At 61.6% G+C, this 19,911-nt stretch carries 22 protein-coding genes; 1 reads left to right on the top strand and 21 read right to left on the bottom strand.

Annotation, left to right across the window (positions count from 1 at the left end; all coding sequences use genetic code 11):
• Window positions 1-13: 13 nt before the first annotated feature.
• The 20 genes from ABH909_RS01400 to ABH909_RS01305 all read right to left on the bottom strand — a co-directional run bounded on the left by ABH909_RS01400 (window position 14) and on the right by ABH909_RS01305 (window position 18,164).
• Window positions 14-1,240, bottom strand: coding sequence for a beta-ketoacyl-ACP synthase (locus ABH909_RS01400; RefSeq protein WP_429429934.1), 1,227 nt, complete (start codon window positions 1,238-1,240; stop codon window positions 14-16).
• Complete coding sequence (gene fabG, locus ABH909_RS01395) at window positions 1,240-1,968, bottom strand: 3-oxoacyl-ACP reductase FabG (RefSeq protein WP_429429933.1); 729 nt, start codon at window positions 1,966-1,968, stop codon at window positions 1,240-1,242. The genes ABH909_RS01400 and fabG overlap by 1 nt, the downstream gene beginning before the upstream one ends.
• A complete protein-coding gene (locus ABH909_RS01390; RefSeq protein ID WP_429429931.1) occupies window positions 1,968-2,426 on the bottom strand; it encodes a hotdog family protein in 459 nt (152 codons plus the stop codon). The genes fabG and ABH909_RS01390 overlap by 1 nt, the downstream gene beginning before the upstream one ends.
• Entirely contained in the window at window positions 2,423-3,619 is a 1,197-nt protein-coding gene (locus ABH909_RS01385) for a beta-ketoacyl-[acyl-carrier-protein] synthase family protein (RefSeq protein ID WP_429429929.1), read from the bottom strand. Before ABH909_RS01385 ends, ABH909_RS01390 begins: the two co-directional genes overlap by 4 nt.
• Complete coding sequence (locus ABH909_RS01380) at window positions 3,616-4,098, bottom strand: hypothetical protein (RefSeq protein WP_401173047.1); 483 nt, start codon at window positions 4,096-4,098, stop codon at window positions 3,616-3,618. The genes ABH909_RS01385 and ABH909_RS01380 overlap by 4 nt, the downstream gene beginning before the upstream one ends.
• The gene (locus ABH909_RS01375; RefSeq protein WP_429429927.1) at window positions 4,098-4,823 is read right to left on the bottom strand and encodes a class I SAM-dependent methyltransferase; all 726 of its coding nucleotides are present in this window, start codon (window positions 4,821-4,823) and stop codon (window positions 4,098-4,100) included. The genes ABH909_RS01380 and ABH909_RS01375 overlap by 1 nt, the downstream gene beginning before the upstream one ends.
• The gene (locus ABH909_RS01370) at window positions 4,820-6,067 is read right to left on the bottom strand and encodes an NAD(P)/FAD-dependent oxidoreductase (protein ID WP_429429925.1); all 1,248 of its coding nucleotides are present in this window, start codon (window positions 6,065-6,067) and stop codon (window positions 4,820-4,822) included. The genes ABH909_RS01375 and ABH909_RS01370 overlap by 4 nt, the downstream gene beginning before the upstream one ends.
• Complete coding sequence (locus ABH909_RS01365) at window positions 6,054-7,214, bottom strand: sodium:proton antiporter (protein WP_429429923.1); 1,161 nt, start codon at window positions 7,212-7,214, stop codon at window positions 6,054-6,056. The genes ABH909_RS01370 and ABH909_RS01365 overlap by 14 nt, the downstream gene beginning before the upstream one ends.
• Complete coding sequence (locus ABH909_RS01360) at window positions 7,211-9,550, bottom strand: MMPL family transporter (RefSeq protein ID WP_429429921.1); 2,340 nt, start codon at window positions 9,548-9,550, stop codon at window positions 7,211-7,213. Before ABH909_RS01360 ends, ABH909_RS01365 begins: the two co-directional genes overlap by 4 nt.
• Window positions 9,534-10,136, bottom strand: coding sequence for an outer membrane lipoprotein carrier protein LolA (locus ABH909_RS01355; RefSeq protein ID WP_429429919.1), 603 nt, complete (start codon window positions 10,134-10,136; stop codon window positions 9,534-9,536). Before ABH909_RS01355 ends, ABH909_RS01360 begins: the two co-directional genes overlap by 17 nt.
• A complete protein-coding gene (locus ABH909_RS01350) occupies window positions 10,133-10,558 on the bottom strand; it encodes an acyl-CoA thioesterase (protein ID WP_007903171.1) in 426 nt (141 codons plus the stop codon). The genes ABH909_RS01355 and ABH909_RS01350 overlap by 4 nt, the downstream gene beginning before the upstream one ends.
• On the bottom strand, window positions 10,551-12,095 hold the full coding sequence (locus tag ABH909_RS01345) for an HAL/PAL/TAL family ammonia-lyase (protein ID WP_429429917.1): 1,545 nt from the start codon (window positions 12,093-12,095) through the stop codon (window positions 10,551-10,553). Before ABH909_RS01345 ends, ABH909_RS01350 begins: the two co-directional genes overlap by 8 nt.
• Window positions 12,076-13,023 carry a glycosyl transferase gene (locus ABH909_RS01340; RefSeq protein WP_429429915.1) on the bottom strand — a complete coding sequence of 316 codons (948 nt, stop codon included), beginning with the start codon at window positions 13,021-13,023 and terminating at the stop codon, window positions 12,076-12,078. The genes ABH909_RS01345 and ABH909_RS01340 overlap by 20 nt, the downstream gene beginning before the upstream one ends.
• A complete protein-coding gene (locus ABH909_RS01335) occupies window positions 13,020-13,754 on the bottom strand; it encodes a glycosyltransferase family 2 protein (RefSeq protein WP_429429913.1) in 735 nt (244 codons plus the stop codon). Before ABH909_RS01335 ends, ABH909_RS01340 begins: the two co-directional genes overlap by 4 nt.
• 173 nt (window positions 13,755-13,927) lie before the next feature.
• A complete protein-coding gene (locus ABH909_RS01330; RefSeq protein ID WP_429429911.1) occupies window positions 13,928-15,610 on the bottom strand; it encodes an AMP-binding protein in 1,683 nt (560 codons plus the stop codon).
• Entirely contained in the window at window positions 15,607-16,152 is a 546-nt protein-coding gene (locus tag ABH909_RS01325) for a hypothetical protein (RefSeq protein WP_429429909.1), read from the bottom strand. The genes ABH909_RS01330 and ABH909_RS01325 overlap by 4 nt, the downstream gene beginning before the upstream one ends.
• The gene (locus ABH909_RS01320; RefSeq protein ID WP_007903178.1) at window positions 16,149-16,403 is read right to left on the bottom strand and encodes an acyl carrier protein; all 255 of its coding nucleotides are present in this window, start codon (window positions 16,401-16,403) and stop codon (window positions 16,149-16,151) included. Before ABH909_RS01320 ends, ABH909_RS01325 begins: the two co-directional genes overlap by 4 nt.
• Before the next feature lie 9 nt (window positions 16,404-16,412).
• Complete coding sequence (locus ABH909_RS01315) at window positions 16,413-16,673, bottom strand: phosphopantetheine-binding protein (RefSeq protein ID WP_429429907.1); 261 nt, start codon at window positions 16,671-16,673, stop codon at window positions 16,413-16,415.
• Window positions 16,654-17,463: a lysophospholipid acyltransferase family protein gene (locus ABH909_RS01310; protein WP_429429905.1), complete on the bottom strand. Its 810-nt coding sequence runs from the start codon at window positions 17,461-17,463 to the stop codon at window positions 16,654-16,656. The genes ABH909_RS01315 and ABH909_RS01310 overlap by 20 nt, the downstream gene beginning before the upstream one ends.
• Window positions 17,439-18,164 (bottom strand): beta-ketoacyl synthase chain length factor, encoded by a 726-nt coding sequence (locus ABH909_RS01305; protein WP_429429903.1) that lies wholly within the window; start codon window positions 18,162-18,164, stop codon window positions 17,439-17,441. The genes ABH909_RS01310 and ABH909_RS01305 overlap by 25 nt, the downstream gene beginning before the upstream one ends.
• Before the next feature lie 358 nt (window positions 18,165-18,522).
• On the opposite strand from ABH909_RS01305, the gene ABH909_RS01300 reads away from it, so the two are divergent.
• Complete coding sequence (locus ABH909_RS01300) at window positions 18,523-19,293, top strand: ParA family protein (RefSeq protein ID WP_123499893.1); 771 nt, start codon at window positions 18,523-18,525, stop codon at window positions 19,291-19,293.
• 133 nt (window positions 19,294-19,426) lie between these two features.
• Here ABH909_RS01300 and trxC read toward each other — a convergent pair whose 3' ends face one another.
• A complete protein-coding gene (gene trxC, locus ABH909_RS01295) occupies window positions 19,427-19,861 on the bottom strand; it encodes a thioredoxin TrxC (protein ID WP_218397084.1) in 435 nt (144 codons plus the stop codon).
• Between the last annotated feature and the right edge of the window lie 50 nt (window positions 19,862-19,911).

The following is a 19,911-nucleotide window of genomic DNA, read 5'->3' as shown; positions in this document are numbered from 1 at the left end:
TGAGTAATTCGATTTACGACCAGCGGCGGAAAATCAACGAGGTGTTGACCCCACCAAAAGCGAAATTGTTGTTCATCACGTACTCATTGCTCATCTGCCGGAATTCACCGCGCAGATAGTCGAGTTTGCCGCATTGCGGATCGACCTCGTCGAGGTTGAAGGTGTGCACATACACATCGCGGTTCATCATTTCGATGCTGAACCAGGACTCCAGCGCGCCGCAGGCTCCCAGGGTGTGACCGAGGAAACTCTTCTGCGAACTGATCGGCATGTGTTCGCCGAACAACGCACTGGTGGCCAGTGTTTCGGCAATGTCGCCCTGTTCTGTCGCGGTGCCGTGACCGTTCACGTAGCCGATGTCGGAAGGCTGCAGCCCGGCGTCTTCCAGCGCCAGCTCCATGGCCCGGCGCATGGTGAGCTGCTCCGGGCGGGTGGCGTGCTGGCCGTCGGCGTTGCTGCCGAAACCGACGATTTCGGCGTGGATGCGGGCACCGCGCGCCAAGGCGTGTTCGAGCTCTTCGAGCACCAGCATGCCGCCGCCTTCACCGATCACCAGGCCATCGCGGCCGGTGTCGTAGGGGCGAGGGCTGGTTTGCGGGGCGTCGTTTTTCAGGCTGGTGGCGTAGAGCGCATCGAACACCATGGCTTCGGTCGGGCACAGCTCTTCGGCGCCGCCGGCGAGCATCAGCGGCAGGCGGCCGAACTTGATTGATTCGTAGGCGTAACCGATGCCCTGGCTGCCGCTGGTGCAGGCGCTGGAGGTCGGGATCAGTCGGCCGGTGAGGCCGAAGAAGATGCTGACATTGGCCGCTGTGGTGTGCGGCATCATCCGCACGTAGGAGTTGGCGTTCAAGCCTTCGGCCACCGAGTTGAGCAGCATATTGCCGAACGCCTTGATCTCGTCGGTGCTGCCGGTGGACGAGCCGCAGGAAACGCCCATGCGCCCGTCCTTGATCGATTCGTCACCCAGCAGACCGGCGTCCGCCAACGCTTGCTCAGCAGCACCAACAGCGAGCCGCGAGACGCGGCCCATGCTGCGCAGTTGTTTGCGGGTCCAGTGGCCCGGCACTTTGAAGTCATCGATCGGCCCGGCCAGGCGCGTGCTGAGTTCGGTAAAACGATCCCACTCGTCCATGCGGCGGATGCCGCTGCGGTTGGCGGCGAAGTTACCGGCGATGGTGTCCCAGTCGCTGCCCAGTGAGGTGATGCCGGCCATGCCGGTGACGACGACGCGCTTCATCAGCACAGGCCTCCGTTGACGGCCAGAACCTGCCGGGTGATGTACGACGCTTCCGCCGACATCAGGAAATTAACTGCACCAGCCACCTCTTCCGGGGTGCCCATGCGTTGTGCGGGGATCATTTTCATCAGTTCTTCCACCGGCACGTTTTCGTCGAGCATCGCCGTGTCGATCAGGCCGGGTGCGACACAGTTGACGGTGATTTTGCGCTTGCCCAGTTCGATCGCCAACGCCTTGGCTGCGCCGATCAAACCGGCCTTGGACGCGCTGTAATTGACTTGTCCGCGATTGCCGATCAACCCGGAAACAGAGGTGATGCAGACAATCCGGCCGGCGGCGCGACGACGGATCATTGGCATCATTACCGGGTGCAGCACGTTGTAGAAACCGTCGAGATTGGTGCGCATCACCAGATCCCAATCCTCCTCGCTCAGGGCCGGGAAAGCACCGTCGCGGGTCAGGCCTGCGTTGAGCACCACGCCGTAATAGGCGCCGTGGGTTTCGACATCGGCTTCGAGAACAGCTTTGCAACGGGCACGGTCGGACACGTCGAATTGCAGGATGCGCGCGTTGCGGCCCAAGGCTTCCACCTCGGCCTTCACCGCGATAGCGTCCGCCAGACCGCTGCGGCAGTGCAGCACGATGTCATGCCCGGCCCGGGCCAGACGCAACGCAATGGCGCGGCCAATACCACGGCTGGAGCCGGTGACCAGTACGGATTCAGTCATCACTCGACTCCTTGGGGTTCATGAAGATAGTGCGCGGCCTGAGGCGGGCGAAACACGTTCAGCCGGGCGGTGGCGTGGATGCCGGGGGCAGTGAGGTGGCATTCGAACACACCCATGCCGTTGTCGTCTTCCAGCGAGCGTATCCCATGAATGGTCAACTCGGTGCCAGCGGGGAAGTGTTCCACGTTGCATTCGAATTTGCGGGTGCCGAGCAGGAAACCCAACTCCACCGCATTGCCTTTCTGGCGTGCATGGCAGCCGGCGTATGCGGCGACGCTTTGGGCCATCAGCTCGATGCCGACCCAGGCCGGCAGGCTGCCGTCGGGGCGATTGAACAGGCCGCCGGGTTTGACGGTGAGTCGGGTGTGAATCTGTTCGTCATCGAACGACAGGATCTGGTCGATGAGGATCATGTCGCCAGCGTGGGGCAGCAGTTCGGCGAGCGGCCAGGTAATCATGGGGCGTCTCCGATAATCAGGCTGACGTTATTGCCACCGAAGGCAAAGGAATTGCTCATCAGGTAGCGAGGTGCAATGGACGTCAGGTGGTCAGTCGGGGTCACCCAATGCAGGGCCGGCAAGTCGGGGTCGGGCTGGCCGTCCCAGACGTGGGGCGGCAGGGCGTGCTCGCGGTTGTCCACGCTCAGGCTCAGCCAGCAGAATGCCGCTTCCAGGGCACCTGCAGCGCCGAGGGTATGGCCGGTCATCGGTTTGGTCGATGAGCAGGGCACGCCTTGCGGGAAGAGTGTCGTCACGGCCAGGCTTTCCATGGCGTCGTTGTGTTGCGTGGCGGTGCCGTGCAGGTTCAGGTAACCGATCTGCCGGGGTTGCAGCCCTGCGCGGCTCAAGGCTTTGCGCATCGCTTGCAGGGCGCCACGGCCGGTCGGTTCCGGTGCGGAAATATGGTGTGCATCGGAACTGGCACCGCTGCCGAGCAGGGCAATCGGTTGGCGGTTGCCGGCGCTTTTGCTCATCAAAAACAGCACCGCCGCTTCGCCGATATTGATGCCGTTGCGGTTGGCCGAAAACGGATTGCAGCGCTGCTCGGACACCGCTTCCAGAGCCGAGAAACCGTTGAGGGTCAGCTTGCACAAACTGTCGACACCGCCGCACAACACGGCGTCGCACATGCCCAGGTCCAGCAGTCGTTGGGCGCTCATCAGCGCGCGGGCGCTAGAGGTGCAGGCGGTGGAAATCACATAGGCCGGGCCGCTCAATTGCAGCCAGTCGGCGAGAAACGTCGCTGGTGCGCCGAGTTCCTGTTGCTGATAGTCATAATCGGCGGGGAACTGATGCTCGCGGATGTAATGGGCCAGACCGCTGCTGGCCTCGTGAATGCCCGAGGTGCTGGTGCCCAGGATGACGCCGATACGGTCGCGGCCGTAGGTCTGGATCGCCTGCTCGATGTCTTCGCGAATTTGCAGCGCAGCCTCCAGCAGCAATTGATTGTTGCGACTGCTTTGATGGGCCAGCTCAGGCGGAATCGGCGCCAGCTCGCCGCGCACCGCCGCGACCGGCAGCGAGCGTTCCACCACCCAGCCGGCCTCGCTACGCATGCCCGAGCAATCGCCGGCAAACAGGTTGCGGGCGACTTCCTGCTTGTCGCGACCCAGGGCGCAGATTACCCCGAGGGCATTCAGATAGGCCGTCATGGCGTGTGCTCGCCTAACGGAGTGACGCGATAGTGCGGGCCTTGGGATACGTTCAATTCAAAGCTCAGTGGTTGTGAATAGCGGATGTTCCAGCGTGGTGACAAGGATCGTTGCCCACCATCCTGCCGGGCGGCGGGATAGTTGCGATGCAACTCGCCCGCAGGGGTCAACGCAAACAATAAGGCAGCGAACAGCTCCCTGGCTTCCGGATTGGGCGGCAGCAGGCCGTCGGCCTGCCACTGGCCATCGATCAGTTTCTGCCGTGCCACGGGAATCCCCAAGGGGTCCATCATCGACCAGCGAATGCCCGGGCCTTCACGCTGGATCACCAGCAGCCAGTCCTGACGCTGTTCGGCCATCTGCCGTTCGATGTGTAGTTGCAGCGGCAACGCCAGGTTCGGGGTTCGCTCGGGCAGCGGTGCCTGGCTGGCGCAAGCGCTCAGCAACAGGACACAACCCAGAAGCAGGAAACGGATCATCAGGCACACCCTTCAAGAGGCTTGCGCGCGACCACATTGACCAGGGTTTCTTCCCGTTGGCCAAAGGGTTTTGGCTGGCGCCAGCCGAAGCGTTCGAGCAGGCCGAAATCCTTGGCGCGACTCCACCACAAGTAAGGGTAAGACACGTTCTGCGGGCCGAATTCAAAACCCTGCCGACGAATCATGTCCAGGTAGCCGGCGGCGCTCTTCTGCACGTGCATCGGGTGGCGAAACAGCCAACGAATCCCCCACGTATCAATGTAAGCCTCGGTGGACTCGGCGAACAGCAAATAGCCGCCCGGTTTTAGCACCCGATAGAACTCGGCCAGGGCTCGGTCCTGCTCGACAAGGTGATGGAAGGTCTGGTGACAGAACAGCAGATCGACGCTGGCGTCCGGCACGTTGATGCTCGCGCAGTCACTGCCGATCAGTTCTACATCCATGCCCTGACGCATCGCTTCTTCACCGCTCAGGTTCAGGCTGTGAGGATCGGCATCCAGCCCGATCAGGCGTTGAGGCGCGAAGGTCTGGCGCAGGTACTGGAACGACTTGCCCTGGCCGCAACCGGCATCCAGCAATACCGGGTTGGCGGGCAATGGCGCGCTGAACAGGTCGCGCAAATCATTGATCGCCACTCGCAGTACATGGTGCTGCCAGGTATGACTGCGCAGAAACCAGAAACCGAAACGGGTTTCTTCGACGTAGTTGTCGCTCAGGTAACTCATGTCGGGTCCTGTGCGCACAGGTCCGAGATCATCCGCAGCCGACGTTTGGGTTCGCTGACGAACGGGTTGCGTTCATCCCAGGCGTAACCCGCGAGGATCGAGCTGATCATGCGGCGGATTTCCGCTGCGCCGCCCTGATAGAAAATCACATCCTGAAAGGTCCCGGCATACCAGCCTTCGACATAGCAACGGAAGGTGTCGACGCCGCGCTTGAGCGGTTCGGCGAACTCGGTCTGCCAGTTGACGCTTTCACCTTGCAGTTGGCGGTGCAGCACCCCGGCGGCCATGCTTGCCGAACGCATGGCGATGGTCACACCGGAGGAGAACACCGGGTCGAGAAATTCCGCCGCGTTGCCCAGCAGGGCGAAACCTGGGCCGTGCAGGGTTTTGACGTTGGCCGAATAGCCGCCGATGGTTCGCGCGGGCGTATCCCACACGGCATTGTTCAGCACACCGGCCAGGCTTGGCGTTTCAGCAATGAAGCCGCGCAGGCAGTCGTCCAGATTCTCGGTGCGGCCTGCAAAGTGTTCGGCGGCCGCCACTACGCCCACCGAGCAACGGCCGTTGCTGAACGGGATGGTCCAGAACCAGATATCGCGCTGGGTCGGATGGGTGGTGATGAGGATTTTCTCCCGGTCGAAAGCCGGGTTGTCGATACAGTCTTCGACGTGGGTGAACACGGCCTGGCGCACCGGGAAACTCGACGGTGCTTCAAGGTCGAGCAAGCGTGGTAGCACGCGACCGTAGCCGCTGGCATCGAGCACGAAGTCGGCTTCGACGCGGTATTGGCTACCGTCTTCGCGAAGCACATCGAGCTGCGGTTTCGCCAGGCTGAAATCGGCGCTGACGATGGCTTCGCCATAACGGACATCGACACCTTGCAGCTCAGCCTGATCGGCCAGCAGCTTATCGAAGTCGGCGCGCTGGACCTGGAACGTCGTCGGCTTGCCTTTGGTGAACGTGTCGCCGAAATCGAAGGTGCTGTACTGATCGCCCCAAGCGAACGCTGCACCGTTTTTGCGTTGGAAACCAGCTGCATTGACCGCCTCGAGCATGCCCGCTTCTTCGACGAAATCCAGGCAGTGGGACAGCAGGCTTTCACCGATGGAAAACCGTGGGAAATGCTGGCGCTCGATCATCAGTACATCATGACCTTTACGTTTGAGCAGCGCGGCGGCGATGGCACCCGAAGGGCCGGCGCCGATGACCAGTACCTGACGACGTTCCATTTCAACTGTTGGCACGGGTGCTCCTTGCCGGGGCGGCGATGTTCAAAGGGATTCGGTGCATGCCGGCGAGCGCCGGCAGCAGGGTTGCGATCAGGCCCATCAACATCAGCGCGAAATACAGCGCCGGGCTGATGAGCTGTTGTTGCAGCAGCAGGTTGAGAAAGACGATCTCGCTCAAACCGCGAATATTCAGTAAAAGGCTTTCCCGCCAGCGGCTGGCACCTTCAAACGAGGCGCCAGCCCAGCCGAGGCCCAGCCAGTTGCCCAACAGTTTGCTGGCGATTGGCAACAGCAGGAGCGCGGTCAGTTGCATCCCGCTGAGACTGTCGATGGCGCTGTGCACATTGATCTGCACGATACCGAATGTGAGGATCAGCGGAATGGCGATCCAGGTCTGCAAACGGCTCATCCACACCGCCGACAATGGCAGCACCAATGGCACCTTGAGCGTGGCCATGCACAGCAGATAGCCGATACCGAAAATCAGCGCATTGAGTTTGAAGTGCTCGGCGACCACCAGCAGCGCGAAGAAGCAGCCGCTGTGCAGCAACGGTTGGCGCAACCCGAGCAGGCGCAGCAACAACGGCAGACAGGCGCCGGCCAGCGGCAGCAGGAGGCTGCTCAGGTGCAGGCTGCCCTGGGCGAACGCAAACAGGGTCCAGCAGGTCAGGTCGATCAGGATCGCTGTTTGCACCAGACGCCGGGTGGCGGCGGGCGGGTAGTTGATGTGTCTCAGGTACAGATACAACACCGGAATTGCGGTGATGGCGAACAGCAGGCCGACCGCCAGCGAGCTGATCCACGGCTGCGGCGGCAACAGCCAGAACGCTGTCGCCAGCCCGCACGCAAACGGAATACAGAAACTCGGCAGGGCGATTTTCAGGCTGTGGCGTTCCAGGCGCAGGTCGATCACGTCGCTGAGAATGTGCCCCAGCAGCAAGGCAAAACTCAGGCTGTAGAGGCTCTTCAGCCAGCCCGGCGAAATCAGGTCGACGCCGCTTAGGTGCCAGCCCGGTTCGATCCAGAAATACATCAACAACGGCAGGCCGAAGGTCGCCAGCAGCAACTGGCTGACGATCGGAATCAGACCGAAATGACGACCGATACGAGTGGCCACGGCGAACAACACCAGGGCCATCACCCAGAACACCGCGACCATCATGCTGCCGGCTCCGTAACTGGAGCGGCATGGACTTGGCGTCCGGCCCACGGCGCAAGAATGAAACTGAACGCCAGGCCGAGGCTCACCGACAGGCCGAAGTTGCTCACCGCTGGCGTGCTGGACACCGCCAACAGGCCAAACGACAACCAAGTGGTCACCGCCGCCAGCAAGGTGCCCAGCAGACTCGCCGCGGCGCCGCCGATCTGTTCGCGCATGAGGATCGCGTAATCGACGCTGATGGCCGTCACCAGCAACAGGCCGAACAGGCTGAACAGTGTCAGCGGCTGACCGAGCCAACCGAGGCTTGCCAGGCTGCACAGGGCCGCCAGCAACGGCAGGGAAACGATTCGCAACGCGCCACCGAAACCGAATGGCAGGATCAGCACCAGCACGATCAACACGCAGGAGGCGAGTTTCAATTCAGCGGCGCTGATTTGAGTGGCGGCGAAAACCTGGTTCAGTTCGCCGAGGCGATCCACCAGTTCCACACCCGGCAAGTCCAGCGCCTGAACCCGCAACAGCGTGGGATTGTTCAAGCCTTGCAGGCTGACCATCGCGGCCACGCCGTCATCGGTCGGCCCCAGCCACAGGGTGCGGTAGGGCTCGGCCAATGGACCGGCCAGCGCTGTGTCGATGTCTTCGGTGGGCAGCGCCTGCAACGTTGCCAACTCGGCCTGCAACGCGGCGGCCGGTACGCCGAGGTCGAGCAACGGTTGCCAGAACTGCGGCAGCTTGTTCAGTGCTTCACGCACTTTGCGCTGTTCGCTCGGCTGGCTGACCAGTTGATTGAGCGACAGATAACCCTGGAGTTTTTCCAGATTGACCAGTTGATCCAGACGCTCGCTCAGTGCCGTCAAACGTTCGAGCAACGCCTGCTGATTGGCCGCACGCACCAGAAAAAACTGGCTGGTAGGTTGATAGCCGGTGATACGGGCGATGGCCTGGGCTTCGTCAGTCAGTTGCTGCGGCGTGCCGACCCATTGGCGAATGTCGTTTTTGCTCTGCAACTGCAACAGACCGCCAACACAGAAGGCGATCAGCAGTGCCAGCAGGACCGGTGTGCGCAAGTATTTCAGCAGCGATTCTCGCAGCTCCAGCAATTTCTCGGCGATGCGCATCGGCCATTGCGCTGGCCGCAGATCCACGCCCTTGAGCAGCGCCGGCAACAGGCACACTGCCGACAGGTAGGCGCCAAGCAGGCCGGCCGCGGAGAACACGGCAATTTGGGTCAGGGCCGGGAACGGTGTCCAGGCCAGGGCCAGGTAGCCGATGCAACTGGTGATCAGGCTCAGGGTCAGCCCCGGCAGGGTCAGGCGTAACGCCGGCCAGCTGTGCCAGGGTTTCAGGCTCCAGCTTTTGGACAGGTAATGCAGCGGGTAATCCACTGCCACGCCGATCAGGCTTGAGCCCAGCACCAGCGTCATCACATGCATGTGGCCGAACAGCGCCACGCAGGCCACCGCACCGAACAACATGCCCACCAGCACCGGGACGAACGCCAGCAATACCCGCCAGCGCCGGAAGGCCAGCAACAGCAGCAACAGAATCCCGACCGTGGCGCCGCCGCCGACCCAGGTCATTTCCCGCGCGGCTTGCCGTTGACCGCTGGCGGCATACAGCAAGCCACTGGCGGCGAGCAGTTGCACATCCGCCTGGGCGGCTTCTTCGCGACTGTGTTGGAGCAGGTCAGCCACTTGCAGCGGCAGGTTCATGTCGAACGCGTTGCCGGCGGTTCGCGCCCGCAGCATCACCCAACTCTTACCGTCGGCATCGGCAACCAGCGTACCGCTGCCGATGTCCAGTTGCACCGAGCCGTGTTGTGGCTGGCTGTTCTGGATGCGCCCGGTCAGGCCGAGCCAGTCGTCCTGGCTCGGCACCAGGCTGAAGCCGGTGAATGGGTCGAACAGGGCTTGTACCCGTTGCTGGATAAAGGCGTCAGGTTGCTCGATGAGTTGCTGCCGGTCGGCCGCGGACAGCATCGCCAGTCGGCCTTGCAGCAATTGGCTGCGCAATGCGGGCAAGTCGGCTTGCAGGTTCCACTGGACCTTTTCGAAGACGCCGCTGGCCTGCCATTGCTCGCCGAGTTTTTGTGCCATGGCGATGGCCTGCTGGCGGTCTTGATGGCCGACCAGCACCAGCATTTCCCGGTTCAGCGGTTCTTGCATGCGCTGTTCGGCGCGCAGTTCCAGCGCGTCCGGCGCGGTGCCTGGCACCAGTTCCATCAGATTGGCCGACAGCGGTGCACCGTCACGCCATTGCCAGCCGGCGAGCGCGAGCACCGCCAGCAGCAGGATCAGAAACAGCCGCGGCAGCATCCGTTCACTCGGCAAAGTCATGTTGCTCCGCATCGCTCAAAGGTTGTGCGCTGGTGCTGTCCTGCATGCGCAACAGGGTTCGGTCACCCTGGGTTTCGAGCAGCTCGATGCTGTGCACCAGTTCGCCGCCATCAATGTTGATCTGATTGAACACCTGCTTGAGCAGCATCGAGCGCGGGATCAGGGTCAGTTTCCAGCGCTGTGCGTCGCCGCTCAGCGAAAGCTCGAAATCCCGTTGCAGGCCACTGCTGTCACCTTGCAGCACCGCGAGGAACAAGCGGTTCTGTTCGGCGCCGGCACTCTTGTTCGGCAGCATTTGCCAGCCGCTAGCATCACGCCGGGCAATGCCTTTGTCGCTGATGCGGTAGTCCTGTTGCAGCGGGGTTTTCAGCAGCCAGAGCAGACCATGGTTTTTTGCCAGAACGAAGGTGCCCTTGCTGGTCAACGGCTGGGGCAGGGCGCGCAGATGTTTTTCCTGGATGAAGTTGCCGTGGATCACATCGGGTTTGGCCAGTTGATCGCTGAGCTGTTGCAGATCGAAGGCCTGTGCCAATGATGAGAGCCCGAGCAACGCTAAAGCGCCAAGGCATTTGAACAGCGAATTCATGGCAGCATCCTTTCAACCGCATCGGTGAACACTTTCGGTGACGCCAGCTGCATTTCTCGGCTGCTCATGTCGACGGCGACCTGCACGGAGCAGGCGCGGGTCAGGCGTTCGCCGGTGGCCAGATCGCTGATCAGGTAATTGATCTTCAGGCGGTTTTCCCACTCCACCAGGCTGGCGCGCACATTCAGCTTCTGGCCGAACACCGCGCCGCGCACATAGCGCAGCTGCAAGTCGATCACCGGCCACGCGTAACCCGATGCCACCATGGCGTCGTAGTTGTGGCCGATCCTGTCCAGCAGCGCACAGCGGGCGACTTCCAGGTATTTGACGTAATGGCCGTGCCAGACCACGTTCATGGTGTCGACGTCAAAGAACGGTACGAGGATTTCCGTGTCGGTGTGCAGCACTCCCTTGCTACGCATGCAGCCTCCAGTGTTGTTCGGCGATGCGCTGCAGGCACATGCGCAATTCACCTTCCAGGGCACGGTCTTCGATGACCGGTGGGAAGTCCTTGGTCAACTCTTCGTGCATCGCGGCCAGGGCCGGTGGCAATGGCCGAGCGTCTTCAGCCTGGCCGCGCAGCCAGACTCCTTGGTTGGCGGCCAGCAGCGTGGCGGCGGCGACCTGCTCGGTCAGCTCCAGCACGCGGATGGCGTCGCGGGCGGCGATGGTGCCCATGCTGACTTTGTCCTGGTTGTGGCACTCGGTGGAGCGCGAGAAGACGCTGGCCGGCATGGTGTTTTTCAGGGCTTCGGCGGTCCAGGCGCTGGTGCCGATCTGCACGGCCTTGAAGCCGTGATTGAGCATCGCGCGGTCGGCGGTGGCGCCAGACAGGTTGCTCGGCAAGCCATGGTTGTAACGCTCGTCCACCAGCAGCGCGAGCTGGCGGTCGAGCAAGTCGGCGACATTCGCCACCAGGGTTTTCAGACTGTCCATGGCGAAGGCAATGTGGCCGCCGTAGAAGTGCCCGCCGTGCAGCACGCGTTCGGCTTCGGCGTCGATGATCGGGTTGTCGTTGGCGCTGTTGAGTTCGATCTCGATGAACGAGCGCAGCCAGTTCAGGCTGTCGGCCAGCACCCCGAGCACGTGCGGCGCACAACGCAGGGAATAGCGGTCTTGCAGGCGATGCAGCGGCGCGGTCGGCGCATCGATCGCCAGATCCTTGCGCAACCAGGCAGCGACTTGCATCTGCCCCGGATGCGGTTTGGCGGCGAACAGACGCTCGTCGAAGTGCTCCGGGTTGCCCTGCAACGCGACCACGTTCAGCGCGGTAATGCGCGTGGCCAGTTGCAACAGGTAATCGGCGCGGGCGTAAGCCAGGCAAGCGAGGCCGGTCATCACGGCGGTGCCGTTCATCAGCGCCAGCGCTTCTTTGGGGCGCAATACCAGCGGCTCCCAGCCCAGTTCGCTGTGTACATCGGCGGCTTGTCGACGCTCACCGCGGAACATCACTTCGCGCTCGCCGGACAAGGTTGCGGCGACATAGGACAGCGGCGTCAGATCGCCGCTGGCGCCTACCGAACCTTCTTCTGGAATCAGCGGCAGGATGTCGTATTCGAGAAAGGCTTGCAGGCGCTCCAGCAGTTCCACGCGTACCCCGGAAACACCTTGGCACAGCGACTGCAAACGCGCCGCCAGCACCGCACGGGTGGCTTGGGCGTCGAGCAGTTTGCCAAGGCCGCAACCGTGGAAGGTATACAGATGACGGGGCAGGGCTTCGACATGGTGCAGCGGTACCGCCACCACGCAGGAGTCGCCATAACCGGTGGTCACGCCATAAATCACGCCTTCCTTGTCCAGCAGGGAATCAAGGAATTGCGGGCCTTTGGCGATGCGCTGGCGAAACTCGGGATCGCCCTGCAATTGCGTCGGCACCTGACGGTTGGCCAGGGCCAGCACGTCTTCGATGCGCAAAGGGAGTTCGCCGAAGGTTACCGGCTCAAGCGTTGGCGTCGTCATCGGTCTTCCAGAAAGGGTAAAAGTTGAACCATTGTTGGGGCGCTTCGAGGCAATAGTGACTCAGGCGTTCGGCGTAGCGGGAGGCCCACTGATGAATGACCTGTTCGCGGTCGCTGCGTTTCCACACGATGGCGTCGGCGAACGGTTCGAGGGTCAGCCGGTAGTCGCCAGTGGGTTTCTTCAGGCATAGCATCAGGTTGATCGGGCATTTCAGCAGGCCGGCCAGCAACCATGGGCCCTGAGGGAACGCGGCTTGATGACCGAGGAAATCCACGCTCACGCTGCGTCCGCCATGCAGCGGTACACGGTCGCCAGCAATCGCCAGCCATTCGCCGCGCTCCAGGCGTTCATGCAGTTGCAGCATGATTACCGGGTCCAGCTCGCTGACCTGAATCAGCCGCAGATTGGTCGCCCCGGCTTCGCCCAGCAGGCGGTTGAATTGTTCGGCGTGCTTGGTGTGCACCAGCACGTTCATGGTGACTTTCTCACCGATCTCGGCCAGCGCCCGGCAGACTTCGAGATTGCCCAAGTGCGCGCCTACCAGCATTTGCCCGCGTGTGCCGCGCAGTTTATTGCGCAGCAGCGCCGGGTCGATGATTTCGATTTGGTCGATGCTCAGCTTGCCGTTCCACACATCGAGTTTGTCGAGCATGGAGTCGGCGAAGGCCATGAACTGGCCAAACACCCGCCAATGGGTTGGGCGCAAGTCGCTGCGACCGCTCCAGTCGGCAAGCCGCTGCTGGTATTGCCAGGCGCTTTGGCGGGCACTGCGTCCGAACAGGAAAAAGTACAGCACGATGCCGTACAGCAACGGGCTCAGCAGTCGGCGACCCAAGACTTTTGCGCAAAGCGCAGTGAACTTCATCAACCAGAAGCTGCCACGCTCCTGACGGTCGGCCCAGTGCTGTTTGTCTGCGTTGTCGCTCATGTTCGCCACCGCCGCCAGAGGATCACTGGTGCCCGCAGCAACATGCCGAAGAACAGCCGGGTGTGCATGCTCGAAATCAGTACGTTGTCGTGGAACAGGCGGAAATGCGAGACGCCATCCAGCGGGTAATGAACCCTGGTTTTCAGCCACTGCATCGGCTGATTGCGCCAGGCCAGGCGCACCAGAATGTCGGAGTCGAAGTCCATGCGCTTGCCGATCCTGGCCGAGTCGATCAGTGCCAGGGTCGGTGGCAATGGGTAGACACGGAAGCCGCACATCGAGTCGCGAATCTGCAACGACAGAGTGTTGATCCAGACCATCACATGGGTCAGGTAGCGGGCGTATAAACGGCCCTTCGGCACGCTGGCGTCGTATTGCGGATAACCGCAAATCACCGCGTCGGGGTGGGCGCGTGAATGTTCGATGAAGACTTTAACGTCTTGCAGGTCGTGTTGGCCGTCGGCGTCCACCTGCAAAGCGTGGCTGAAGCCCAGGCGCGACGCTTCGCGCAAGCCGGTCATCACCGCGCCGCCCTTGCCTTGATTGACGGTGAGCCTGATCAGGTAAACCCGGTCCCGCCGGGCCAGTCGGTCAAGCACCTTGGCGCAGGCAGGACTGCTGGCATCGTCCACCAGAATGCAGGGCAAGCCACTGGCAAGCAGTGCATCGACCACGGCGGTGATTGCGGTTTCGTGGTTGTAGACCGGGATTACGGCGCAGGGGTTATGCATGGTCAGCAACCTCCACAGAACCCTTGTTGTGAGGGAGTTTACTGTGGCGAGGGAGCTTGCTGTGGCGAGGGAGCTTGCTCCCGTTCGAGTGCGAAGCGCTCGCCATGAAGTTTGCGTCGGATGGTTTTGGGGCCGCTTCGCAGCCCAGCGGGAGCAAGCTCCCTCGCCACAGGTTATGCATCGCTTGACGCCTCCAGCAAAATCCGCCCGCTGGAGCAGGTGGCGGTTTCATTGCGATAGGAGAAATACAATTTGCTGCGCGCCGCGTCGAAGCGCAGGTGCAACTGGATTTCATCACCGGGACGTACCAGTTGCTGGAATTTCAGCACTTCCATGCCGACGAATTTTGCCGGCAGGTCCATCAATTGCTGGCTCAGGCTCAATGCCCAATCCACCTGCACCACACCGGGCAATACCGGCGCTAGGGGAAAATGGCCGCTGAAATACGCCAGGTCCGGCGGGACAGCCAGTTGCAGGCTCCATTCGCCATCGACTTCAAGCTGCTCAAGCACTTGCGGCGCTTTTGGACGTGGCGCCAGCAGCAAGGCTTCCACCTCGGCCTGGGGCAGTTTGCCTTGTGCGTTCAGCGGCAGTTGTCGCAACAAGCGCCAGCGGCGTGGCAGGGCGAGCGTTTCACAATGCTGACTCAGATGCTGACGCAAGGCTTGAGTCAGGCTGCGTCGACCCTGATTGCGCAAGGCACGCAGGCCTCGCTCGCTGAGTACCAGCAGCGCCCCTAATGAAGCGCGGTTTTCCTGAACCACACCGAGGCGCGCTTCGGCGACCCAGTCGTGAGCCATCAGTGCTTGTTCGAGCATCGGTAGCGAAATACGTTTTTCTTCCAGTTTGACGATTCGGTCCAGCCGACCCAACAGCTCGAAACGGCCGTCGGCGGCGATGCGCGCGGCATCGGCGGTGTGTTCAATATGGCCGGCCGGCAAGTACGGTGAGGCGATAAGCAGGGCGCCATCGCTGTCCTGGCTCAGCGCGACATCGGCGAAGGGCTGCCAGAGATGCTGGCCCTGACGCCAGGCGATGCCGCCGGTTTCCGAACTGCCGAAGATTTCTGTCGGCCATTGTTGCAGGCGCTCATGCAGGCTTTGCGCCGCTTCGGCGGGCAGCGCGCCACCGGAGGAAAACACTCGGCGCACCGCGCTCAGCGCTGGCCAGTCGAGGTTGTCGCCCATGCGCTTGAGCAGCGCCGGGCTGGCGACCCAGGCGAAGGCCGGGTGTTCGCGGCTGGCGCGTTGCAAGTCTTCCGGGAAGGCCAATTGCTTGCGGACGAACGAGCGCCCGGCGCACAACGGCCACAGCACCCGAAACAGCAAGCCGTAGATGTGCTGCGTGGCAACGCTGCCAATGATGCAGGCCTCGCCCAGATCTGCGCCCCACAGGTGCTCCAGCGCTTCGACTTCATTGGCCAGTTGGCGCAGGGTTTTGTCGATACGCTTGGGTTCACCACTGGAACCGGAAGTGCACAGGCTCAGCTGACAGCGATCCAGATCCAGAGGGCTGGCCGGCAGCGGTGGATACCGATAATCGCTCAGGTGCGCATCGTCAGTCTGATCGGTCAGCCACAGTTCGACTTCAGTCGACCAGCGCTGACGCGTCTGCGCTTGCAGGTCGGCGGGCAGCAGCACGCTGACCCCGGCACGCCAGGCGCCGAGCAGGGCAATGGCGAGGTCGGCAGCGTCTTCAAGGTGCACGGCGATGCGCTGCACGCCGTGCGCTTGCAGGCCGGCAGCCAGGCTCAGGGCCTGTTCGCACAATTGCGCATGATTCAACGCAGGTTCGGCCGTCACGGCACGGTCTGGCTGAGCCTTGAGCAACAGTTGCTCAAGTGTTATCCAATTCATGGGCGGCCTCTTACCCGTTGTCGTATCAGCCATTCAATGGCAAACATCAGGCCGATCAATCCATAGGAGATCAGGCCGGTGTACAACATCCACCAACTCAGCGGCGCCCAAAGGGTCAGGGCAGCGGCGCACAAGCCGTTGCAGAGAAAAAACACGCTCCAGGCAATCGTCACCTGACGTGTGTAGCGAATGGCCCTGGCCGGCAACTCCGGCTCTCGCAAACGGGCCAGGCGTTCAATCATCGGCGGGCCATATTTCAGGCTCAGGCCGAACAGCGCCAGCATGAACGCGCTGATCAGCACCGGGTACCAGCGCAGCAGCACCGGGCTGTCGAACAACGCCAGCAACAGGCAGAACGCGATGGCGACCACGGCCATCCACAGGCTTTCAGGCCGCCGCTCGCCAGTCAGCGCCCGCGCCAGCCACAGGCTACCCAGCAGCAGACCGAACTGCCACGGGGCAAAATGCGCCATGCCGAAATACACCGCAAAGGGGTACAACAGGCCTGCCAGCAGCAGGCCGAGGCCGATCAGTCGGCTCATGCGGCGGGTTGAACCAGACGGTAGACCGCCTCGACCACGTCGCTGACGGTACGCACCGATTTGAATTCTTCGGCAGCGATTTTCTTGCCGGTCTGGCGTTTGATGTGATCGATCAGGTCGACCGCATCGATGCTGTCGATTTCCAGATCCTGATACAGGTTGGACCCCAGGCTGATGCGCTCGGGCTCCAGCTCGAAGAGTTCGACCAGAGCATCGCGCAGGGTATTGAAAATATCGTCACGAGTTTGCATGGTCCGGTCTCAAGCTGCCTGTTTTGCAGTGACGAACGCCGCAAGGCTCGCCACGTTGGTGAAGTGATTACGGGTGTCCTTGGCGTCGGCATCGATTTTGATGCCGTACTTTTTCTGGATGGCCAGGCCGAGTTCCAGGGCGTCTACCGAGTCCAGGCCCAAACCTTCGCCGAACAGCGCCTGGTTGTCGCCGATGTCGTCGACGCTGATGTCTTCGAGGCCCAGTGCTTCGATGATCAGTTCTTTTATCTCACGGTGCAGATCGCTCATCTTCGGCGAGCTCCTTAATAAAGTAATGGTGCAAATAATCATTGAGCTTGCGCGAGGCCTGAGGTGCAGGCCCCTGCGTAGCGAAGGCCTGTGGGTCTATATCGGCCCCAACGCGAAAACTGAAGTGCACGCGGCGTTTGGGGATCCGATACCAGGGTTCGGCCTTGGTCAATGTGGTCGGGCTGACCTTGATGATCACCGGGGTGAGGATTCTCGCACCGCGCAGGGCGATTGCCGCGCCCCCCCGATGAAAGGCCGGCGGTTTACCGGGTTGGGTGCGGGTGCCCTCGGGAAAGATGATCAGGGTCTGACCGCTTTTCAGCGCGTCGGCAGCGGCGTCGAGCATGTCCATGCTGCCGTCGTTGCTGATGTAATCGGTGCGGCGTAACGGGGCGCGGGTGAACGGGTTTTCCCAGAGGCTTTTCTTGACCACACAGTTGGAGTGGCCCACCAGGCCGATCAAAAACACCACGTCGATGAGCGAGGGGTGATTGGCAACGATCATCTGGCCTGGCCGTCCGAGTTTTTCCGCGCCCTGGATGTCATAAGTCAGCACACCCGTGCGAGCCATGAAACGAATGAAGAACCAGAAACAGCGGCTCACTGTCTGACGCGCCCGCTGACGATGGGCCTGGGCGTCCCCCGGCAAGCAACTCAGCAGCGGGAATACCACCAATCGCAGGCATAGCCCGCCCAACCCGAACAGGCTGAAGCTTGCGGCAGTGGCCAGCAGGCGCCAGTAATAGGCGTCGCGGTTTTTATCGGTCACAGGTTGCGTTGCCAGGTCCATACACGATTTTTCCAGGCATGTTGGCAGGTCGTTTGCTGGCCGAGCAGGGTACGCAACAGATTCAGGGCATGGGGCCAGTGGGTTTTGGACAACGCTTGCGAGGTGCTGTTCAGCGACAGCTGCCATTGATTGCCAGGCGTAATCAACAGGCCCACCGCGTAGGGGAATGGCACATCGTCGATCCAGGCCGAGTAGGCTGCGGGCGGTTGCTCTTCTGTCACTATCAGCAGTACCGCGGGCGCGCCTTCCTCGAGCAGCGCCGCTGCCTCTAATATGCCGTGTTCAAGGCCATCGCCAGCCGCGGCGAGGGCGGTCATTTCGCTGGTTTCGCCACGCATGATCGACCACAGACCGATCACCGCGTTGTGCACCGACAAGCTGAACTGAGTGGGCGACAACGGTTGATCCGTCGCCAGATCGCTGAGAATGTCGAAGGTGCGTGGGGTTTCGCCATGACGGGAAATAAAGACCAACGGTAGGTCTTGGCGACCATCGGCCAAAGGCCAGCCGACACTGAACGCCATCCGCGCCAGACGGCTGAGTCGCCGACGCTGCATGGCCGGCAGAAACGACACATCGGGGGCGGCATCGCTGCGCTCGAGCACGACCGGTTGCCGGCTCCAGGACTGCCAGTCAGCCACGCTTTCAAGCCCGGGGGCCCACGCGCGCCATTGGGCGATGTTGAAGTTGATCACAGACATTCATCCCGCCCCTGCGGGCTTCTTTTTGACGCGGTGAGTCGCAAAAAATCGCGGCAGACCTTACGTGGCGCTTAACGCCGAGTGGCGCGCATTATCCCGGTGCGACGGGCGTGTAGCAAATGCTGGTTACATTTTGTGCAACGAAATGTACCGTCTGGTTCGCCAGAAAGCTGTCGTTTGGCCATTATCCACGTTGCGTCGGACTTGTCTGTCAGCGCTATCGGCTGTCGATGGGCGAGTTGGCGGCTTTTTCCGACGGAAATTACCAATGACTGTGTAGTCCCGATGCCGGCGAGGTAGCTAAGCAACGCCGTGGACTACTACACTCGGTCATTCTTTGATACACGGAGGTTTTGACATGCGGCGTGTGGTGTTCAATCAGAAAGGTGGCGTGGGCAAGTCAAGCATTGCCTGCAATCTGGCGGCGGTCAGCGCCAGCGAAGGCTATCGCACGCTATTGGTGGATCTCGATGCCCAGGCCAACTCCACTCAATACCTGACGGGACTCACCGGTGACGATATCCCGATGGGGATCGCTGACTTCTTCAAGCAGACGCTGTCCTCCGGGCCGTTCTCGAAGAAAAACCAGGTCGACATCTACGAAACCCCATTCGACAACCTTCACGTCGTAACCGCTACCGCCGAGCTGGCTGACTTGCAGCCCAAGCTTGAGGCCAAGCACAAGATCAACAAACTGCGAAAATTGCTCGAGGAGCTGGACGGCGATTACGATCGAATCTACCTCGATACACCGCCAGCGTTGAATTTCTATGCTGTCTCTGCGTTAATCGCCGCTGATCGCGTGCTGATTCCCTTCGATTGCGACAGTTTCTCCCGTCAGGCGCTATATGGGCTGCTGGCGGAAATCGAAGAATTGAAGGAAGACCACAACGAAGGGCTGGAAGTCGAAGGGATTGTCGTCAACCAGTTCCAGGCTCGCGCCAGTCTGCCCCAGCAAATTCTCGACGAACTGATCGCCGAAGGGCTGCCGGTGTTGCCGGTGTACCTGGCCAGTTCAGTGCGAATGCGTGAATCCCATCAGGCCAACACGCCGCTGATCCATCTCGACCCACGGCACAAACTGACTCTGCAGTTCGTCGATCTGCACAACCTGCTGGAAAATGCCTGAGTCGCTGTTGTTGGCGCAGAACCCATGTGGGAGCGGGCTTGCTCGCGAAGGGGTCATAACAGTCAACGTCATCGCTGATTGATAGACCGCTTTCGCGAGCAAGCCCGCTCCCACATTTGGCATCGTGTTGTATTCAAATCCCCTGACTACGCAACCAGCTCATCAACTGCGGTAAAGGGAAGGCCCCACTCTGGCGAGCCACTTCCCGGCCGTTCTTGAACAGAATCAGGCTCGGGATCGAGCGAATCCCCAGCTGCGCCGACAGCTGCTGATTTGCCTCGCTGTCCAGCTTGGCCAACCGACACTTGCCCGCCAACTGCCCCGCCGCCTGCGCGAACACCGGAGCAAACGACTTGCACGGCCCGCACCAGTCCGCCCACACATCTACCAGCAATGGCAGGTCGCCCTTGATCTGACTGGCGTAATCGCCTTGTTTCAATTCGAACGGTTTGTTCAGCAAGACCTCGGCCTTGCAGCGACCGCATTTTGGATGGTCGTTGAGACGCTCAGCGGGGATGCGGTTGAGTCCGTTGCAGTGGGGGCAGGGGATGAGGAGTGGGTCGGTCATGATTGGCTCTCAGTTGGGCAGTCTATGGAACTGATCTGGAGTTGAAGGTG

Origin of the sequence: Pseudomonas sp. BS3782 TE3695 (assembly GCF_050435305.1) — a bacterium.
Taxonomy (GTDB): domain Bacteria; phylum Pseudomonadota; class Gammaproteobacteria; order Pseudomonadales; family Pseudomonadaceae; genus Aquipseudomonas.
This window is presented reverse-complemented; position numbering and strand designations above follow the sequence as displayed.

Bases quoted from the DNA above. Each gene is read 5' to 3' on its own strand.
- ABH909_RS01400 (WP_429429934.1), bottom strand. From the start codon at position 1,240: ATGAAGCGCGTCGTCGTCACCGGCATGGCCGGCATCACCTCACTGGGC.
- fabG (WP_429429933.1), bottom strand. From the start codon at position 1,968: ATGACTGAATCCGTACTGGTCACCGGCTCCAGCCGTGGTATTGGCCGC.
- ABH909_RS01390 (WP_429429931.1), bottom strand. From the start codon at position 2,426: ATGATTACCTGGCCGCTCGCCGAACTGCTGCCCCACGCTGGCGACATG.
- ABH909_RS01385 (WP_429429929.1), bottom strand. From the start codon at position 3,619: ATGACGGCCTATCTGAATGCCCTCGGGGTAATCTGCGCCCTGGGTCGC.
- ABH909_RS01380 (WP_401173047.1), bottom strand. From the start codon at position 4,098: ATGATCCGTTTCCTGCTTCTGGGTTGTGTCCTGTTGCTGAGCGCTTGC.
- ABH909_RS01375 (WP_429429927.1), bottom strand. From the start codon at position 4,823: ATGAGTTACCTGAGCGACAACTACGTCGAAGAAACCCGTTTCGGTTTC.
- ABH909_RS01365 (WP_429429923.1), bottom strand. From the start codon at position 7,214: ATGATGGTCGCGGTGTTCTGGGTGATGGCCCTGGTGTTGTTCGCCGTG.
- ABH909_RS01360 (WP_429429921.1), bottom strand. From the start codon at position 9,550: ATGACTTTGCCGAGTGAACGGATGCTGCCGCGGCTGTTTCTGATCCTG.
- ABH909_RS01355 (WP_429429919.1), bottom strand. From the start codon at position 10,136: ATGAATTCGCTGTTCAAATGCCTTGGCGCTTTAGCGTTGCTCGGGCTC.
- ABH909_RS01350 (WP_007903171.1), bottom strand. From the start codon at position 10,558: ATGCGTAGCAAGGGAGTGCTGCACACCGACACGGAAATCCTCGTACCG.
- ABH909_RS01345 (WP_429429917.1), bottom strand. From the start codon at position 12,095: ATGACGACGCCAACGCTTGAGCCGGTAACCTTCGGCGAACTCCCTTTG.
- ABH909_RS01340 (WP_429429915.1), bottom strand. From the start codon at position 13,023: ATGAGCGACAACGCAGACAAACAGCACTGGGCCGACCGTCAGGAGCGT.
- ABH909_RS01335 (WP_429429913.1), bottom strand. From the start codon at position 13,754: ATGCATAACCCCTGCGCCGTAATCCCGGTCTACAACCACGAAACCGCA.
- ABH909_RS01330 (WP_429429911.1), bottom strand. From the start codon at position 15,610: ATGAATTGGATAACACTTGAGCAACTGTTGCTCAAGGCTCAGCCAGAC.
- ABH909_RS01325 (WP_429429909.1), bottom strand. From the start codon at position 16,152: ATGAGCCGACTGATCGGCCTCGGCCTGCTGCTGGCAGGCCTGTTGTAC.
- ABH909_RS01320 (WP_007903178.1), bottom strand. From the start codon at position 16,403: ATGCAAACTCGTGACGATATTTTCAATACCCTGCGCGATGCTCTGGTC.
- ABH909_RS01315 (WP_429429907.1), bottom strand. From the start codon at position 16,673: ATGAGCGATCTGCACCGTGAGATAAAAGAACTGATCATCGAAGCACTG.
- ABH909_RS01310 (WP_429429905.1), bottom strand. From the start codon at position 17,463: ATGGACCTGGCAACGCAACCTGTGACCGATAAAAACCGCGACGCCTAT.
- ABH909_RS01305 (WP_429429903.1), bottom strand. From the start codon at position 18,164: ATGTCTGTGATCAACTTCAACATCGCCCAATGGCGCGCGTGGGCCCCC.
- ABH909_RS01300 (WP_123499893.1), top strand. From the start codon at position 18,523: ATGCGGCGTGTGGTGTTCAATCAGAAAGGTGGCGTGGGCAAGTCAAGC.
- trxC (WP_218397084.1), bottom strand. From the start codon at position 19,861: ATGACCGACCCACTCCTCATCCCCTGCCCCCACTGCAACGGACTCAAC.